Origin of the sequence: Burkholderia sp. Se-20373, from assembly GCF_017104705.1 — a bacterium.
In the GTDB taxonomy this organism is placed as follows: Bacteria; Pseudomonadota; Gammaproteobacteria; order Burkholderiales; family Burkholderiaceae; genus Burkholderia.
Genome location: NZ_JAAGPH010000078.1, coordinates 1 through 16,386, shown reverse-complemented (window position 1 = coordinate 16,386; position 16,386 = coordinate 1). Strand labels below are relative to the sequence as shown.

Below are 16,386 nucleotides of genomic sequence, written 5' to 3'. Positions count from 1 at the left end.
GGAGCGCGCACGTGGTGGCGGTGAGCGGCACGCAGCCCACGCGGACGGTGAGCCCGACCCGCTGGATCGTCTATGCGGGATCGGTGTTCGCGGGCGCGTGGCTCGCGACGCAGCTGTTCTATCTTGCGCAGATCGCACTGTGGTCGTTCGTGAACCCGGGCTCGACCGCGTTCATGCGCACCGACGCGTGGTGGCTGTCGCGCGAAAAGCCGCCTGCGCAGATCCAGCATCAATGGGTGCCGTACGACCAGATCTCGCGCAACCTGAAGCGCGCGCTGATCGCGTCGGAAGATTCGACCTTCGCGACCAACAACGGCTACGACGTCGACGCGATCCTGCAGGCGTGGGAGAAGAACAAGGCGCGCGGCCGGATCGTCGCGGGCGGCTCGACGATCACGCAGCAGCTCGCACGCAACCTGTTCCTGTCGCGCGAGAAGAGCTACATCCGCAAGGGGCAGGAGCTCATCATCACGTGGATGCTCGAAACGGTGCTCGACAAGGAGCGGATCTTCGAGATCTACCTGAATTCCGTCGAGTGGGGGCGCGGCGTGTACGGCGCCGAAGCGGCCGCCCGCTACTACTACAAGATTCCCGCAAGCCGGCTCGGCGCGTGGCAATCGGCGCGTCTCGCGGTGATGCTGCCGAAGCCGCGCTGGTTCGACGCGCATCGCGGCTCGGCGTACCAGGCGCAGCGCGCGGCGGTCATCGCGCGCCGGATGGGGGCGGCCGCGCTGCCGCAATCGGAGTGAACGGCGCGCTCGCGCCGTCGCATTGACCGTTTCGTCGCCGGTGCGCCCGTCATGGGCCGTTTGTGCGCTGCAGCGCATTCATGTCGCGATCATTTCGGGCCACATCCTTTAGACGAATCCGTCTATTTCGTTTTGCTGAGCAATGCCGGGCGTCGTGTGATTTTGTTGCCCGATATGGCACGAAATTCGGAGATTTTTAGTTTCTCCAGATAAACGCGAAAGTCCGTGAAAGGCAGGTGAAATGCAATGTTTCGCGAACCGAAGCATTCCTGAAAGGTGTGCGCCGCACCGGCCGCCAGCCAAATATTTCAAAATTTTTCAAAGCTGACGGCCTCGCGTATATTGGCCAGCGCCTCGGCCTATCGGCCCCAATCGAGGCGGGGGGTGGCTTACCCGGCTGCTCGACACAAAAAACATCCGAGAGAAGGAAAGCAACGATGCCAGCAAGCAAAGCGAAGCTGTTGTTGGGAGTGGTGTTTTCTTCGCTGATCCTGACGGCCTGCAACGACGACGTGACATCGTCTTCTGCTGCCAGCGCCGACAATTCAGCCGATCCCGCCAGTCAGGTGGACAGGGCGTACAACGATCCGAACAGTTATTCGTCGAGCGCGAACGCGTCGCTCGACGCCTCCGCCGCGGTCGAAAAGGCCGCCGTCACGCATCACCAGATCACCCTCAACGGCAAGACGATCCGCTACACGGCCACGGCCGGCCACCTCGTCGCGCGCAATCCGCAGACCGGCGCGCCCGAAGCATCGTTCTTCTATGTCGCCTATACGGCCGACAACCAGCCCGCGGCGAAGCGGCCCGTCACGTTCCTGTACAACGGCGGCCCCGGCTCGGCATCGGTGTGGCTGCACCTCGGCTCGTTCGGCCCGCGCCGGATCCAGACGGGCGACCCCAACGCGAATACGTCGACGTTCCCGTTCGTCGACAACCAGGAAAGCCTGCTCGACACGACCGACCTCGTGTTCGTGGATGCGATCGGCACCGGCTTCTCGGAAGCGATCGCGCCGAACACGAACCAGACGTTCTGGGGCGTCGACCAGGACGGCGGCGCGTTCCGCGATTTCGTGACGCGCTACATCAGCGTGAACCAGCGCAACGATTCGCCGAAATACCTGTTCGGCGAGTCGTACGGCACGCCGCGCACCGACGTGCTCGCGAACCTGCTCGAGACGGCCGGCGTGAAGCTCGACGGCATCGTGCTGCAGTCGTCGATCCTGAACTACAACGTGAACTGCGACATGGCGAGCGACTACATCGGCAACTCGAACAACGGGTCGAGCCCGGTGAGTTGCGCGGGTTTCGTGCCGTCGTATGGCACGGTCGGCGCGTACTACCAGCTCGACAACCCGAACCCGTCGAGCCTGCCGCAGTATGCGGACCAGATGCGCCTGCTGACGGCCGGCAGCTACGCGCCGGCCGTGAACGCGTACCTGGCGAGCCATACGCCGCCGCCGCCGACCCTCGTCACGACGATGGTGAATTCGACCGGCGTGAAGCAGTCGCTGTGGAATGCGGACTTCAACGTGATCCCGACTTTCTTCGACAACAGCTTCCAGCTGTCGCTGATCCCGGGCACGCTGATCGGCCGCTACGACGCGCGCGTGAACGTGCCGGTGTCGAGCCCGCTGGCGGCCGACGGCGATCCGTCGAGCTCGTTCATCACGAAGCCGTTCACCGACACGATCGGCAAGTACCTGCCGAACGAACTGAAGTACACCGCGCAGTCGGCCTACTCGGTGAGCAGCAATGCGATCAACACGTGGGACTGGACGCACGACGGCCTCGCGATGCCGGACACGATCCCCGATCTCGCCGCGGCGCTGTCGCTGAATCCGCAACTGAAGGTGTTGTCGCTGAACGGGTATCACGACATCGCGACGCCGTTCTACCAGACCGAGCTCGACCTCGCGCGGCTCGGGACGCAACCGAACCTGACGATCAAGGACTATCAGGGCGGACACATGGTCTATCTCGACGATACGTCGCGTCCGCAGGAGAAAGCCGACCTCGTGACCTTCTACAACGCGGCCGCGCACTGATGCTGCGCCAGGCAGGCGACGCGCGCCGCAGTGGCGCCGCGCCTGCCGTCGACGACCTCATTCCAGACTGGAGCCTGATATGAAGAATCGTTTCATCGTCGTTGCCGCGGCGCTCGCCTGTGTCGGCGCCGCAGCATCCGTATCCGCGTTCGCGCAGGCGAGCGACGCCGCCGCACCGGTGCGTGCGCGCCAGGCGCAGCTCGGAGATCCGTACGTGCCGCCGGCCGCGCGCAAGCCGACCGCCGGTACGCAGACGACGGGCGCCGCGCTGCATGCGCAGGTGGTGCGCAAGCTCGCGCGGCAGTTCAGCGCGGCCGACGCGCAGAACACGGGTTCGATCACCGAATCGCAGGCACGCGCGGCCGGCCTCGGCTATGTCGCAAACCACTTCCGGCAGATCGACTCGGGCGGCAACGGCCGCGTGTCGTTCGCGGACGTCCAGCGCTACATGCAGGCACGCAGCACGACCAGCCAGCAGTAAGCGCGGCACGCGGTGAACCAACGGGGGCGGAACCTGCTGCAAGGCGGGTTCCGCCCCCGTGCACATGAAGCCGCCGTTATGTCGAAGACGGGCGGATTCACGCCGAATTCTCATTATCTGGGCAACGCACTCAAATATTGGAGACGAGTGCGTGCGCTCCTACAATCCGAAGCACATCACAGCTTCGGACCCACGCATCGCGCGGCGCCCGACGCACACGGAGACACCTTCCATGAAGTTCGCCGGGCGCTTTATTCGGTGCATCGACCGCCGCCTCGTCGCGACGCCGCGCGCCATGCCGGCATCGTGCGAACGGCTTCACCGGTTCCGTTGAAGAAGCCCGCCCCATGACCAAGATGCCCGACACCCTTGCCCTCGACACCCGGCGTGCGACGCCGGACGATACGTCGCTGACCGACAGCATCGGTGCGACAAGCACGCCGCTCGATCTCGCCGCGCAGCAGGCCGGCACGCAGACGTTGCTGCGCGGCCTCGCGATTCTCGAGGCGATCGCCAACGGCGCGCGCGACATGCGCGCGATCGGCGCGGCGCTCGGTACGACGCGCAGCACCACGCATCGCCTCGTCAGCAGCCTCGTGCAGGCGCGCTACCTGCGCCAGGTGCAAGGCGGCTACCTGCTCGGCCCGAAGCTGATCGAACTCGGCACGATCGCGCTCGAGCAGATGCCGCTCACCGCGGTGGCGCGCCCGCACCTCGAAGCCCTCGCGGAAGCGACGCTCGACACGATCCATCTCGGCGTGCGCGACGGCGACGACGTGCTGTACATCGACAAGATTCCCGGCACGCGCGGCCTCGAGATGCGCTCGCGCGTCGGCCACCGGATGCCGCTCGCGTCGACCGGCATCGGCAAGGCGATGATGCTCGACACCGATCCGGACACGTGGCGCGCGCTGTTCGAGGCCGCCCGGCGGGCGCTTGCCGGCGTCAATTTCAAGCCGGACAACCGGCCCGAGACGAGCGCGTTCCTGCAGCGCATGGCGCATTACGCGGCCGGCGGCTATACGTTCGATCTCGAGGAGAACGAGGCGTCGATCCGCTGCGTGGCGGCGCCGATCCGCGATGCCTCGGGCGCGATCGTCGCGGCGGTGTCGGTCGCGAGCACGATTCCGTACATGCCGCACGACCGGATGGACGAACTGATTCCGCTCGTGCAGCGCGAAGCGCGAGCCATTTCCGCGGAACTGGGCTGGAGCCCGCCGCAGGGTACCCGCAGGATCAAACGATGACGACTTCGACCCGGTCCGTTCCGGATGCCAGCTCCGCCACCCCGTCGCTGATCGCGCTCGACTGGGGCACGACGTCGCTGCGCGCTTACCTGTACGACGCGCACGGCGCGCTCATCGACACGCGCAGCCGTGCGGCGGGCGTGATGCATGTGCCGGGCGGCGGCGCGCGCGCGTTCGACGCCGTGTTCGAGGAAGCGTGCGGCGACTGGCTCGACCGCTCGCCGGGCCTGCCGGTGCTCGCCGCCGGAATGGTCGGCAGCGCGCAGGGCTGGCGCGAGGCGCCGTACGTCGCGGTGCCGGCCGGCGCCGACGCGCTCGTCGCGGGCCTCATTACGGTGACGACGGCACGCGGCACGACGATCTCGATCGTGCCGGGCGTCATCGCCACGGGTGAACTGCCCGACGTGATGCGCGGTGAAGAAACGCAGATATTCGGTGCGCTCGCGAGCGATCCCACGCTTGGCGCCGATCGTTCAGGGGTACTGATCGGCCTGCCGGGCACGCATGCGAAATGGGCGTGGGTGAGGGACGGGCTGATCGAGCGCTTCCAGACCTTCATGACGGGCGAGCTGTTCGCGGTGCTGCGCGACCACACGATCCTCGGCCGCACGATGCGCGCCGGCGCGTCGCCCGATCGCGCGGCGTTCGTGCGCGGCGTCTCGGTCGCGCGCGGCGCGCAGCACACGGGGCTGCTCGCGACGATCTTCAGCACGCGCACGCTGGGCCTGACCGACCGGCTCGCGCCCGATGCGCAGGGCGACTACCTGTCCGGGCTGCTGATCGGCCATGAGCTCAACGCGCTCGACGCGATGCTCGCGGAGCGCGGCATCGCGCTCGCGGACCAGCCGCTGCTGCTGATCGGCGACGACGGCTTGTGCGCGCGCTACGCGGACGCGCTCCAGGAATTCGGCCATCCGCACGCCCGCGTGATCGCGCATGCGACCGACCGCGGCCTGTGGCGGATCGCGTCGCGCGCCGGGCTCGTGCGCGCGGATGGCGAGCCCGTCTGCGCCGACCAATGAACTGATTGCCGAGGAACCTTCGATGCCGTCCGACCTGACCTTGCCCGCACCCTACGCGCCCCACGCCGCGCTGATGCGTGCGTTCGACGTGTGTCCGCTGATCGCGATCATGCGCGGGATCACGCCCGTCGAAGCGGCCGACCACGGCCGTGCGCTCTATGAAGCCGGCTTCCGGATCGTCGAGGTGCCGCTCAATTCGCCCGATCCGTTCGACAGCATCGCCGCGCTGCGGCGTGCGCTGCCCGACGACGCGATCGTCGGCGCGGGGACCGTGCTGCGCGCCGAGTATGTCGACCGCGTGCAGGACGCGGGCGGCGCGCTGATCGTGATGCCGCACAGCGACGCGGCGGTGATCCGCCGCGCTCGCGAGCGCGGCCTCGCGAGCGCGCCGGGCGTGGCGACGCCGACCGAAGCCTTTGCGGCGCTCGCGAACGGCGCCGACGTGCTGAAGATGTTCCCCGCGGAGCAGCTCGGCGTGCCGGTCGTGAAGGCGTGGCGCGCGGTGATCGACCGCGCGGTGCCGCTGATCCCGGTCGGCGGCATCTCGCCCGACAACATGGCGCCGTTCCTCAATGCCGGCGCGAACGGTTTCGGGCTCGGCTCGGCGCTGTACCGCCCCGGCCAGTCGGCCGACGCGACCGCGGCGAACGCGCGCGCGTTCCAGGCCGGCTTGCTCGCGGCGCGCGGCGGAGCCGCATGATGGGCCGCCTCGCGGACAAGGTCGCGATGGTGACGGGCGCGGGCCGGGGCATCGGCGCCGCGATCGCCCGCGCGTTCGTTCGCGAGGGGGCCGCCGTCGCGCTCGTCGATCTCGACTTTCCGCAGGCGCAGCGCACGGCCCCTGCGATTGCGCAGGAGATCGCCGGTGCGCGCGTGCTGCCGCTGCAGGCGGACGTCGCGCGGCAGGACGCGGTGCGCGACGCACTCGCGCAGACCGAGGCGGCGTTCGGCCCGCTCGACGTGCTGGTGAACAACGCGGGCATCAACGTGTTCGCCGATCCGCTGACGATGACCGACGACGACTGGCGGCGCTGCTTCGCGGTCGACCTCGACGGCGTGTGGCACGGCTGCCGCGCGGCGCTGGAGGGGATGGTCGAACGCGGCCGCGGCAGCATCGTGAACATCGCGTCGACGCACGCGTTCAGGATCATCCCGGGCTGCTTTCCGTACCCGGTCGCGAAGCATGGCGTGCTGGGCCTCACGCGTGCGCTCGGCATCGAATACGCGGCGCGCAACGTGCGCGTGAACGCGATCGCGCCGGGTTACATCGAGACGCAGCTCACGCGCGACTGGTGGGATGCACAACCCGACCCGGCAGCCGCGCGCGCCGACACGCTCGCGCTGCAGCCGATGAAGCGGATCGGCAGGCCGGAGGAGGTCGCGATGACGGCCGTGTTCCTGGCGTCCGACGAGGCGCCGTTCATCAATGCCGCGTGCATCACCGTCGATGGCGGGCGCGCGGCGCTGTATCACGACTGACACGATTGACGTAACGATTCGAAAGACCGCACGTGCGACGGCCGCGCGCACGCTGCGTCGAAACCAACAAGCGGCTGCATCCTGTTCGATGAAAACAAGGAGACACTGGAGATGAAACGCAGAACGTTCGTAACGCTGGCGGCCGCGGCCGCGGTGGTGATCGGGAGCCCCGTCGTGCACGCGGCCGATCCGGTCAAGATCGGCTTCCTCGTGAAGCAGCCGGAGGAGCCGTGGTTCCAGGACGAGTGGAAGTTCGCCGAGATCGCGGCGAAGCAGAAGGGCTTCACGCTCGTGAAGATCGGCGCGCCGTCCGGCGAAAAGGTGATGAGCGCGATCGACAACCTGTCCGCGCAGAAGGCGCAGGGCTTCATCATCTGCACGCCCGACGTGAAGCTTGGGCCGGGCATCGTCGCGAAGGCGAAGTCGCACAACCTGAAGATGATGACGGTGGACGACCGCCTCGTCGACGGCGCGGGCAAGCCGATCGAGGCGGTCCCGCACATGGGGATCTCCGCGTACAACATCGGCAAGCAGGTCGGCGACGGCATCGCGGCCGAGATCAAGAAGCGCGGCTGGGACATGAAGGACGTCGGCGCGATCGACATCACCTACGAGCAGCTGCCGACCGCGCATGACCGCACCAGCGGCGCGACCGACGCGCTGGTGGCCGCCGGCTTCCCGAAGGCGAACGTGATCGCGGCGCCGCAGGCGAAGACCGACACCGAGAACGCCTTCAACGCGGCGAACATCGCGCTCACGAAGAACCCGCAGTTCAAGCACTGGGTGGCGTACGGCCTGAACGACGAAGCCGTGCTCGGCGCGGTGCGCGCGGCGGAAGGGCGCGGCTTCAAGGCGGACAACATGATCGGCATCGGCATCGGCGGCTCCGATTCGGCGCTGAACGAGTTCAAGAAGCCGCAGCCGACGGGCTTCTACGGCACCGTGATCATCAGCCCGAAGCGCCACGGCGAGGAAACCTCGGACCTGATGTACACGTGGATCACGCAGGGCAAGGCACCGCCGGCGCTGACGCTGACGACCGGCATGCTCGCAACGCGCGACAACGTGTCGAAGGTGCGCGACGAGATGGGGCTCGCGTCGAAGTAAGCGGCTTGCCGGCTGCGGCGGCCACGCGGCAGCCGGCGATCGATGGATCTGCAAGAGTAGGGAGACGACGTGTCAGCGGCACTGCGTTTTGACAATATCGGCAAGGTCTTTCCCGGCGTGCGCGCACTCGACGGCATCTCGTTCGACGTGCATGCGGGCGAGGTGCATGGCCTGATGGGCGAGAACGGCGCGGGCAAGTCGACGCTGCTGAAGATTCTCGGCGGCGAATACCAGCCCGATGCGGGCAGCGTGCTGGTCGACGGCCAGCCCGTGCAGTTCGCGAGTGCGGCCGCGTCGATCGCGGCCGGCATCGCGGTGATTCACCAGGAGCTGCAGTACGTGCCCGACCTGACGGTCGCGGAAAACCTGCTGCTCGGCCGCCTGCCGAATGCGTTCGGCTGGGTGAGGAAGCGCGAGGCGAAGCGTTTCGTGCGCGAACGGCTCGCCGCGATGGGCGTCGACCTCGATCCCGATGCGAAACTCGGGCGGCTGTCGATCGCGCAGCGGCAGATGGTCGAGATCTGCAAGGCGCTGATGCGCAATGCGCGCGTGATCGCGCTCGACGAACCGACCAGCTCGCTGTCGCATCGCGAGACCGAAGTGCTGTTCAAGCTCGTCGACGACCTGCGTGCGCAGGGCCGCGCGCTGATCTACATCTCGCACCGGATGGACGAGATCTACCGGCTGTGCGACGCCTGCACGATCTTTCGCGACGGGCGCAAGATCGCGTCGCACGAATCGCTGGCCGACGTGCCGCGCGAACGGCTCGTCGCCGAGATGGTCGGGCGCGAGATTTCGGATATCTACCATTACGCGCCGCGCACGCTCGGCGACGTGCGGTTCTCTGCCGAAGGCATCGACGGCCCGGCGTTGCGCGAACCCGCGAGCTTCTCGGTGCGCGCGGGCGAGATCGTCGGTTTCTTCGGGCTCGTCGGCGCGGGCCGCAGCGAGCTGATGCGGCTCGTGTACGGCGCGGATCACCGGCGCGCGGGCGTGCTGACGCTCGACGGCGCGCGCATCGACGTGAAGCGCACCGGCGACGCGATCCGCCACGGCATCGTGCTGTGTCCCGAGGACCGCAAGGAAGAGGGGATCATCGCGATCGCGTCGGTCGCGGAGAACATCAACATCAGCTGCCGCCGCCATTCGTTGCGCGCGGGGCTCTTCATCAACCGCAAGGCCGAAAGCGAAACGGCCGACCGTTTCATCCAGCGGCTCAAGATCAAGACGCCGAACCGGCGCCAGAAGATCCGCTTCCTGTCGGGCGGCAACCAGCAGAAGGCGATCCTGTCGCGCTGGCTCGCGGAGCCCGACCTGAAGGTCGTGATCCTCGACGAGCCGACGCGCGGGATCGACGTCGGCGCGAAGCACGAGATCTACGACGTGATCTACCGGCTCGCGGAGCGCGGCTGCGCGATCGTGATGGTGTCGTCGGAGCTGCCGGAAGTGCTCGGCGTGTCCGACCGCATCGTCGTGATGCGCGAAGGCCGGATCGCGGGCGAACTGCCGCGCGAGCAGGCGAACGAGCACGCGGTGCTGAGCCTGGCGCTGCCGCAGACGAGCGCCGTCGAGGCGGCCTGACGCAGCACACGACAATCGAATCGGACATGCACGGCGCGGGCCGTGCGATGCAGGAGCAGGAGACTCAATCATGCAAGTCAACGAAAACCTTGGCAGCGCCGCCGTGAAGCCGTCGGCCGACGCGCTGGTGCCGCAGCAGAGCGACCGCCAGAAGTGGTGGCAGCATCTGACCGAATACAGCCTGATCGCGATCTTCGCGGTGATGTTCATCACGATGTCGCTGACCGTCGATCACTTCTTCTCGATCGACAACATGCTCGGCCTCGCGTTGTCGATCTCGCAGATCGGGATGGTCGCGTGCACGATGATGTTCTGTCTCGCGTCCCGCGACTTCGACCTGTCGATCGGCTCGACCGTCGCGTTCTCGGGCGTGCTGTGCGCGATGGTGCTGAACGCGACCGACAACACGTTCGTCGCGATCATCGCGGCGGTCGCGGCCGGCGCCGCGATCGGCTTCGTGAACGGCGCGGTGATCGCGTACCTGCGCATCAACGCGCTGATCACGACGCTCGCGACGATGGAGATCGTGCGCGGGCTCGGCTTCATCGTGTCGAAAGGGCAGGCGGTCGGCGTGTCGTCGGATACCTTCATCGCGCTCGGCGGGCTGTCGCTGTTCGGCGTGTCGCTGCCGATCTGGGTCACGCTGCTGTGCTTCATCGCGTTCGGCGTGCTGCTGAACCAGACGGTCTATGGCCGCAACACGCTCGCGATCGGCGGCAACCCGGAAGCCTCGCGGCTCGCGGGGATCAACGTCGAGCGCACGCGCGTGTACATCTTCCTGATCCAGGGCGCGGTGACGGCGCTCGCGGGCGTGATCCTCGCCTCGCGCATCACGTCGGGCCAGCCGAATGCCGCGCAGGGCTTCGAGCTGAACGTGATCTCCGCATGCGTGCTCGGCGGCGTGTCGCTGATGGGCGGCCGCGCGACGATCTCGGGCGTCGTGATCGGCGTGCTGATCATGGGCACCGTCGAGAACGTGATGAACCTGCTGAACATCGACGCGTTCTACCAGTACCTCGTGCGCGGCGCGATCCTGCTCGCGGCCGTGCTGCTCGACCAGTTGAAGAACCGCGGCGTCCGCGACTGACCCGATCCGCTCTCACGGAGACCAACCGCATGACCATCGACACTTCCGCGCACGACCCGCACACCGCGAGCCACGCGCGCTATGCACGGTATCCGAGCCTCGAGGATCGCGCGGTGCTGATCACGGGCGGCGCGACCGGCATCGGCGCGGCGTTCGTCGAGCACTTCGCCGAACAGGGCGCGCGCGTCGCGTTCGTCGACCTCGACGCGGCCGCCGGCACCGCGCTCGCGGAGCGCCTCGCGCACGTACGCCATGCGCCGCTGTTCCTCCAGTGCGACCTGACCGACATCGACGCGCTGCGCCATGCGATCGACGCGATCCGCGCGCGCATCGGCGCGATCGCGGTGCTCGTGAACAACGCGGCGAACGACACGCGCCACGCGATCGGCGACGTGACGCCCGAATCGTTCGACGCGGGCATCGCGGTGAACCTGCGTCACCAGTTCTTCGCCGCGCAGGCGGTGATCGACGACATGAAGCAGCAGCGCGGCGGCGCGATCATCAATCTCGGCTCGATCAGCTGGATGCTGAAGAACGGCGGCTATCCCGTCTACGTGATGGCGAAGGCGGCCGTGCAGGGGCTGACGCGCGGGCTCGCGCGCGATCTCGGCCCGTTCGGCATCCGCGTGAATTCGCTGGTGCCCGGCTGGGTGATGACCGACAAGCAGCGCCGGCTGTGGCTCGACGATGCGGGCCGCGCGGCGATCAAGGCCGGCCAGTGCCTCGATGCCGAGCTGCTGCCCGCCGATCTCGCGCGGATGGCGCTGTTCCTCGCGGCCGACGACAGCCGGATGATCACCGCGCAGGACGTGATCGTCGACGGCGGCTGGGCCTGACCGTTCGCACGACCCGCATCGTTTCTTCGACGAAGGAAAGGAGTTCACCATGACCGCCACGTCCTCGAGCGCATCGTCGTCCACCAGCCAGTCGCGCCGCGCGCGCCTGGCCGCCGCCGCGCAGCCGGTCAGCCCCGGCCCGCAGACAGCAGCCTTTGCGCAGGGCGTCGGCGCCGCGCATGCGGCGGCCGTCACGCTGTCGAATGCGTTGCTGCGGCTCGACGTGCTGCCGCATCTCGGCGGCGGCATCGCGCGCTTCGACTGGCGCGGCGACAACGGCGCGCTGATGCCGGTGTTCCGCCGCTGCGAGCACCCGGAGACGGCGACGGACCCGAACGAGCTCGCGTGCTATCCGCTGCTGCCTTACTCGAACCGGATCGGCGACGGGCGCTTCGAGTGCGACGGGCGTAAGGTCGCGGTGCCGCGCAATCGCCGCGACGAGCCGCTGCCGATCCACGGCGACGGCTGGCTCGCGCCGTGGCAGGTGGACGATGCGACCGGCACGTCGCTGCAACTGTCGCTCGACCGCACCGGCGGCGCGCCGTATGCGTTCCGCGCGATCCAGGCGTTCGAGCTCGACGACGCGACGCTGTCGATCGCGCTGACGATCGAGAACGCGGGGCGCGCGCGGCTGCCGTTCGGGCTCGGCGTGCATCCGTTCCTCGTGCGCGATACCGCGACCGAACTGGCCGCGGCTGCCGGCGGGCTGTGGCTGTCGGGCGCGGATTTCCTGCCGGTGCGGCACGTGAGCGTGCCGCCGGCCTGGCAGTTCGGCGTCGCGTATCCGCTGCCGGCCACGCTCGTCAATCATGCGTTCACCGGCTGGGGCGGCCACGCGACGGTGAGCTGGCCGCGCCGCGGGTTGTCGCTGACGGTGGCGGCCGACGCCGACGCGTACGTGCTCTATACGCCGCCCGGCGAGGATTTCTTCTGCTTCGAGCCGGTCGATCATCCGATCAATGCGGTGAACCTGCCGGGCGGCGCGACCGCGCACGGGATGACGCTGCTCGCGCCCGGCGAGCGGCTCACGCGGCGTTTCGCGTTCACCGTCGAGCGCGCCGATGCGCGCGGCAATGCGGCTTCGCGCGAGGCGCGCCGGCGACGCGGGTAAAATACGCGGTCTACCAACGGTTTGCCGCGAGTACCCGCCATGTCTTCCCCGCTTACTTTCATCGAATCGCTGCGCGCCGCGTGGCAGCGCACCAATTCGCTGCTGTGCGTCGGCCTCGATCCCGAGCCGTCGCGCTTTCCCGTGCAGTTCGACGGCCAGCCCGATGCGATCTTCGAATTCTGCCGGCAGATCGTCGACGCGACCGCGCAATACGCGAGCGCGTTCAAGCCGCAGATCGCCTACTTCGCCGCGCATCGCGCGGAAGACCAGCTCGAGCGGCTGATCGCGCACATCCACCTCCAGCATCCGGGCCTGCCGGTGATCCTCGACGCGAAGCGCGGCGACATCGGCAGCACGGCCGAGCAGTACGCGCGCGAAGCGTTCGAGCGCTACCGCGCGGATGCCGTCACGGTGAACCCGTACATGGGCTACGACTCGGTCGAGCCGTACTTCGAGCACGAAGGCAAGGGCGTGATCGTGCTGTGCCGCACGTCGAACCCGGGCGGCTCCGACCTGCAGTTCCTCGACACGAACGGTCGGCCGCTGTACCAGGTCGTCGCCGACCTCGCGGCGAACAAGTGGAACGCGAAGAACGGCCAGCTCGGCCTCGTGGTCGGCGCGACGTTCCCGAAGGAAATCGAGATCGTGCGCGGGATCGTCGGCGACATGCCGCTGCTGATTCCCGGCATCGGCGCGCAGGGCGGCGACGTGCAGGCGACCGTCAACGCGGGCCGCACGGCCGACGGTACCGGCATGATGATCAACTCGTCGCGCGCGATCCTGTACGCGAGCAAGGGCGAGGATTTCGCCGAAGCCGCGGCGCTCGCCGCGCAGAAGACGCGCGACACGATCAACGCGCATCGTTGATGGGTTGCGCCGGTTGCCCGTCCGGGCAGCCGGTTCCGGCGGGCTCCCACGCGCGAGCCCGTCGCTTTCCTGCCGTTTTTCCGCTCCTTCGCCCGCGCGGCCCGCACTGGCGCACGCGAACAATTTCCTGTCGCTTCCGCACCGCATTCCCGCGCGCCAATCGCGCGATGCTGCCGCTTGTCATCGATCCGTCACGAAAATGTCAAGAAAGGAGCGACGCCATGCCCACGCTGTCCCGACGTCTTCTGAGCGCGCTTGCCGCATCGTTGTGCGTGAGCTTCGCCCATGCGGCGGATCTCTCTCACTGGCCGGCCGATAGCGCGAAGGCGCTGAACGAGATGATCGCCGCACACGCACACCGCGGCGACTACGCGGTGTTCGACGCCGACAACACGACTTACCGCTACGACCTCGAGGAGTCGCTGCTGCCGTACCTCGAGCGTCGCGGCGTGCTGACGCGCGACACGCTCGACCCGTCGCTGAAGCTGATCCCGTTCAAGGATTCCGCCGACTACCGGGAATCGCTGACGAGCTATTACTACCGGCTGTGCGAGATCGACGACCTGGTCTGCTACCCGTGGATCGCGCAGGCGTTCGCCGGGCAGTCGCTGGCCGACCTGAAGCGCCACGTCGACGCGATGCTCGCCGACGGCCAGCCGATCCCGATCCGCTACTGGCAGGGCGACAAGGTGGTCGACGGCACGGTGAACCCGCCGCGTTTCTTCCGCGGGATGCAGGAGCTGTACAACGCGCTGCGCGAGAACGGGATCGAGGTTTACGTGATGACGGCCGCGCATGAGGAGCTCGCGCGGCTCGTGCTGTCCGACCCGAAGTACGGCTACAACGTGAAGCCGCAGAATGTGATCGGCGTGACGACGCTGCTGCGCAACCCGGCGACCGGCGCGCTGACCACCTCGAGGCTGCAGATCAAGGCCGGCCGGTACGACGAGGCCGCGAACCGCAATCTGGTGATCACGCCGTTCCTGATGAACCCGATGACGTGGTACGAAGGCAAGCTCGGCTCGATCGTCGGCTGGATCGACCAGTGGAAGAAGCCGGTGCTCGTCGCGGGCGACACGCCGACGTCCGACGGCTACATGCTGCTGAACGCGACCGACGTCGCGCGCGGCGGCCTGCGCGTGTGGGTGAACAAGAAGGACAAGCAGATGGCGCAGATCCGCGCGTGGTCGGACGAATCGGCCGCGCGGCAGAAGTCGCTCGGCCTGCCGGTGACGGCGGACAAGAACTGGATCGTCGTGAAGCCCGACGCAATCCAGTAAGCGGGCAGGCGGGGGCGCGGCGTGCGCCCCCGGCCCGATCAGCCCTCGCGCTCGTCGAGCAGCTTCAGCAGCCCGCGCAGCGCATGCGCGGCCGCCTGGGTGCGGATCTGTTCGCGGTCGCCCTTGAACACGAGCGTCTCGACGTCGGTATGCAGCCGGTTGCTCCAGCCGAACGACACCGTGCCGACCGGCTTCTTCTCGCTGCCGCCGGCCGGGCCGGCGATCCCGGTGACGGACAGCGCGACCTGCGCGCGGCTGTTGCGCAGCGCGCCTTCGGCCATCGCGCGCGCGACCGGCTCGCTGACGGCGCCGTGCTTGTCGATCAGGTCGGGCGGCACGCCGATCATCTCGATCTTGGCCTGGTTCGAATACGTGACGAAGCCGCGCTCGAACCACTGGCTGCTGCCGGAGATATCGGTGATCGCCGCGGCGATCATGCCGCCGGTGCAGGATTCGGCGGTGGCGAGCGTCAGGTGCTCGTCACGCAGCTTGTTGCCTGCGCGGATCGCAAGCTGATGGACGACGGAATCGGTTGGCATGCGCGTCGGGAAACGGGAGTCGGAAAATCGGTCAGCCGACGACGGAGCGCCACAGGGCGATCACGAGCAGCGTCATGAACGCGGCGACCAGGTCGTCGACCATGATGCCGAGCCCGCCTTTCAGGCGGCGGTCGAAATAGCGGATCGGCGGCGGCTTGAGCATGTCGAAGAAGCGGAACGCGACGAACGCCCACAACTGGCCGACGAAGGTCGCGGGCGTGACGAACAGCATCACGAGCCAGATCGCGACGATCTCGTCCCAGACGACGGCGCCCGGATCGGCCGAGCCCATCTTCCTCGCGGTGAAACCGGTGAGCCACGCGCCGGCCACGAAGCCGGCCGCGATCAGCGCCCACCATTCGGGCACCGTCAGGTAGCGGTTGAGCACGACGAACGTCAGCCAGCCGAACAGCGAGCCGAACGTGCCGGGCATGATCGGCGCGAGCCCGCTGCCGAAGCCGAGCGACACGATGTGCGCCGGGTGCGACAGCATGAAGCGCGCGGTCGCGCGGCGCGGCGCGTTGCCGACGGATGCGGCGCCGGGCTCGGCCGCGGTATGCGCGGGCGTCGGGTCAGTCTGCATGGAAGTGGTCGAAGCCGTGCAACGTGAGAGCGAGGGGCGCGCCGGCGTCGTCGCGCCACGCGATCGCGGGCTGCTCCGACGGCGCGGACAACGCGCGTATTGTACCGATTCGGGTGACCGCCACGCCGGCCGTTACGCCGGCCGCCTCGACCGCCGCGCGGGCTGCCGCCGGCGCGGTGAAGCACAGTTCGTAATCGTCGCCGCCGGCCAGCGTGCAGCGGCGCTGCACGTCGGGCGGCAGCGTCGCGATGCGCCAGTTGCCGCTCGGCACCGCGTACGCGGTGTGGACCGGCATCGGCGCGGTCGGTGCGTTCGTATTCGGCATCGTGGTGATGGGCGAGGCGCTGACCGTTGCGCGCGTCGCGAGCG

At 68.3% G+C, this 16,386-nt stretch carries 17 protein-coding genes and 1 pseudogene; 15 read left to right on the top strand and 3 right to left on the bottom strand.

Going from position 1 to position 16,386, the window contains the following annotated elements:
- Positions 1-11: 11 nt before the first annotated feature.
- The 14 genes from mtgA (at position 12) to G3N96_RS23370 (ending at position 14,895) form a co-directional block, all read left to right on the top strand.
- The gene (gene mtgA, locus G3N96_RS23435) at positions 12-749 is read left to right on the top strand and encodes a monofunctional biosynthetic peptidoglycan transglycosylase (RefSeq protein ID WP_206138623.1); all 738 of its coding nucleotides are present in this window, start codon (positions 12-14) and stop codon (positions 747-749) included.
- A 437-nt stretch (positions 750-1,186) separates the two neighbouring features.
- Positions 1,187-2,797 (top strand): peptidase S10, encoded by a 1,611-nt coding sequence (locus G3N96_RS23430; RefSeq protein WP_124576469.1) that lies wholly within the window; start codon positions 1,187-1,189, stop codon positions 2,795-2,797.
- Between the two features lie 79 nt (positions 2,798-2,876).
- Positions 2,877-3,278 carry an EF-hand domain-containing protein gene (locus G3N96_RS23425; RefSeq protein ID WP_206138622.1) on the top strand — a complete coding sequence of 134 codons (402 nt, stop codon included), beginning with the start codon at positions 2,877-2,879 and terminating at the stop codon, positions 3,276-3,278.
- A gap of 347 nt (positions 3,279-3,625) precedes the next feature.
- Entirely contained in the window at positions 3,626-4,525 is a 900-nt protein-coding gene (locus G3N96_RS23420; RefSeq protein ID WP_124576471.1) for an IclR family transcriptional regulator, read from the top strand.
- Positions 4,522-5,547, top strand: a complete 1,026-nt coding sequence (locus G3N96_RS23415; protein ID WP_206138621.1) for a 2-dehydro-3-deoxygalactonokinase — start codon at positions 4,522-4,524, stop codon at positions 5,545-5,547. The genes G3N96_RS23420 and G3N96_RS23415 overlap by 4 nt, the downstream gene beginning before the upstream one ends.
- A gap of 22 nt (positions 5,548-5,569) precedes the next feature.
- Positions 5,570-6,247 (top strand): 2-dehydro-3-deoxy-6-phosphogalactonate aldolase, encoded by a 678-nt coding sequence (locus G3N96_RS23410; RefSeq protein ID WP_206138620.1) that lies wholly within the window; start codon positions 5,570-5,572, stop codon positions 6,245-6,247.
- Positions 6,247-7,026, top strand: a complete 780-nt coding sequence (locus G3N96_RS23405; RefSeq protein WP_206138631.1) for an SDR family oxidoreductase — start codon at positions 6,247-6,249, stop codon at positions 7,024-7,026. The genes G3N96_RS23410 and G3N96_RS23405 overlap by 1 nt, the downstream gene beginning before the upstream one ends.
- A gap of 111 nt (positions 7,027-7,137) precedes the next feature.
- Complete coding sequence (locus tag G3N96_RS23400; RefSeq protein WP_069247093.1) at positions 7,138-8,133, top strand: arabinose ABC transporter substrate-binding protein; 996 nt, start codon at positions 7,138-7,140, stop codon at positions 8,131-8,133.
- 69 nt (positions 8,134-8,202) lie between these two features.
- Positions 8,203-9,714 carry an L-arabinose ABC transporter ATP-binding protein AraG gene (araG, locus tag G3N96_RS23395; RefSeq protein ID WP_206138619.1) on the top strand — a complete coding sequence of 504 codons (1,512 nt, stop codon included), beginning with the start codon at positions 8,203-8,205 and terminating at the stop codon, positions 9,712-9,714.
- 70 nt (positions 9,715-9,784) lie between these two features.
- Positions 9,785-10,801: an L-arabinose ABC transporter permease AraH gene (gene araH / locus G3N96_RS23390; RefSeq protein ID WP_011350896.1), complete on the top strand. Its 1,017-nt coding sequence runs from the start codon at positions 9,785-9,787 to the stop codon at positions 10,799-10,801.
- A gap of 29 nt (positions 10,802-10,830) precedes the next feature.
- Positions 10,831-11,637: an SDR family oxidoreductase gene (locus G3N96_RS23385; RefSeq protein ID WP_124576475.1), complete on the top strand. Its 807-nt coding sequence runs from the start codon at positions 10,831-10,833 to the stop codon at positions 11,635-11,637.
- A gap of 49 nt (positions 11,638-11,686) precedes the next feature.
- Entirely contained in the window at positions 11,687-12,748 is a 1,062-nt protein-coding gene (locus G3N96_RS23380) for an aldose 1-epimerase (protein ID WP_206138618.1), read from the top strand.
- A gap of 39 nt (positions 12,749-12,787) precedes the next feature.
- Positions 12,788-13,615 carry an orotidine-5'-phosphate decarboxylase gene (gene pyrF, locus G3N96_RS23375; protein ID WP_011350899.1) on the top strand — a complete coding sequence of 276 codons (828 nt, stop codon included), beginning with the start codon at positions 12,788-12,790 and terminating at the stop codon, positions 13,613-13,615.
- A gap of 221 nt (positions 13,616-13,836) precedes the next feature.
- Positions 13,837-14,895: a haloacid dehalogenase-like hydrolase gene (locus tag G3N96_RS23370; protein WP_206138617.1), complete on the top strand. Its 1,059-nt coding sequence runs from the start codon at positions 13,837-13,839 to the stop codon at positions 14,893-14,895.
- A gap of 38 nt (positions 14,896-14,933) precedes the next feature.
- Here the strand turns inward: G3N96_RS23370 and G3N96_RS23365 are convergent, their stop codons facing one another.
- The 3 genes and pseudogenes from G3N96_RS23365 to G3N96_RS23355 all read right to left on the bottom strand — a co-directional run.
- On the bottom strand, positions 14,934-15,434 hold the full coding sequence (locus G3N96_RS23365; protein WP_034186407.1) for a CinA family protein: 501 nt from the start codon (positions 15,432-15,434) through the stop codon (positions 14,934-14,936).
- A 31-nt stretch (positions 15,435-15,465) separates the two neighbouring features.
- Complete coding sequence (locus G3N96_RS23360; RefSeq protein ID WP_124576479.1) at positions 15,466-16,017, bottom strand: phosphatidylglycerophosphatase A; 552 nt, start codon at positions 16,015-16,017, stop codon at positions 15,466-15,468.
- Positions 16,007-16,291 (bottom strand): annotated as a pseudogene (locus G3N96_RS23355) (thiamine-phosphate kinase); the annotation flags it as partial. The gene G3N96_RS23360 and the pseudogene G3N96_RS23355, both read right to left, overlap by 11 nt.
- Between G3N96_RS23355 and G3N96_RS23350 the strand changes: the two are divergent.
- On the top strand, positions 16,266-16,386 hold a 121-nt coding region (locus G3N96_RS23350; protein WP_346778908.1), incomplete at its 3' end, for an SMR family transporter. The pseudogene G3N96_RS23355 and the gene G3N96_RS23350 overlap by 26 nt on opposite strands.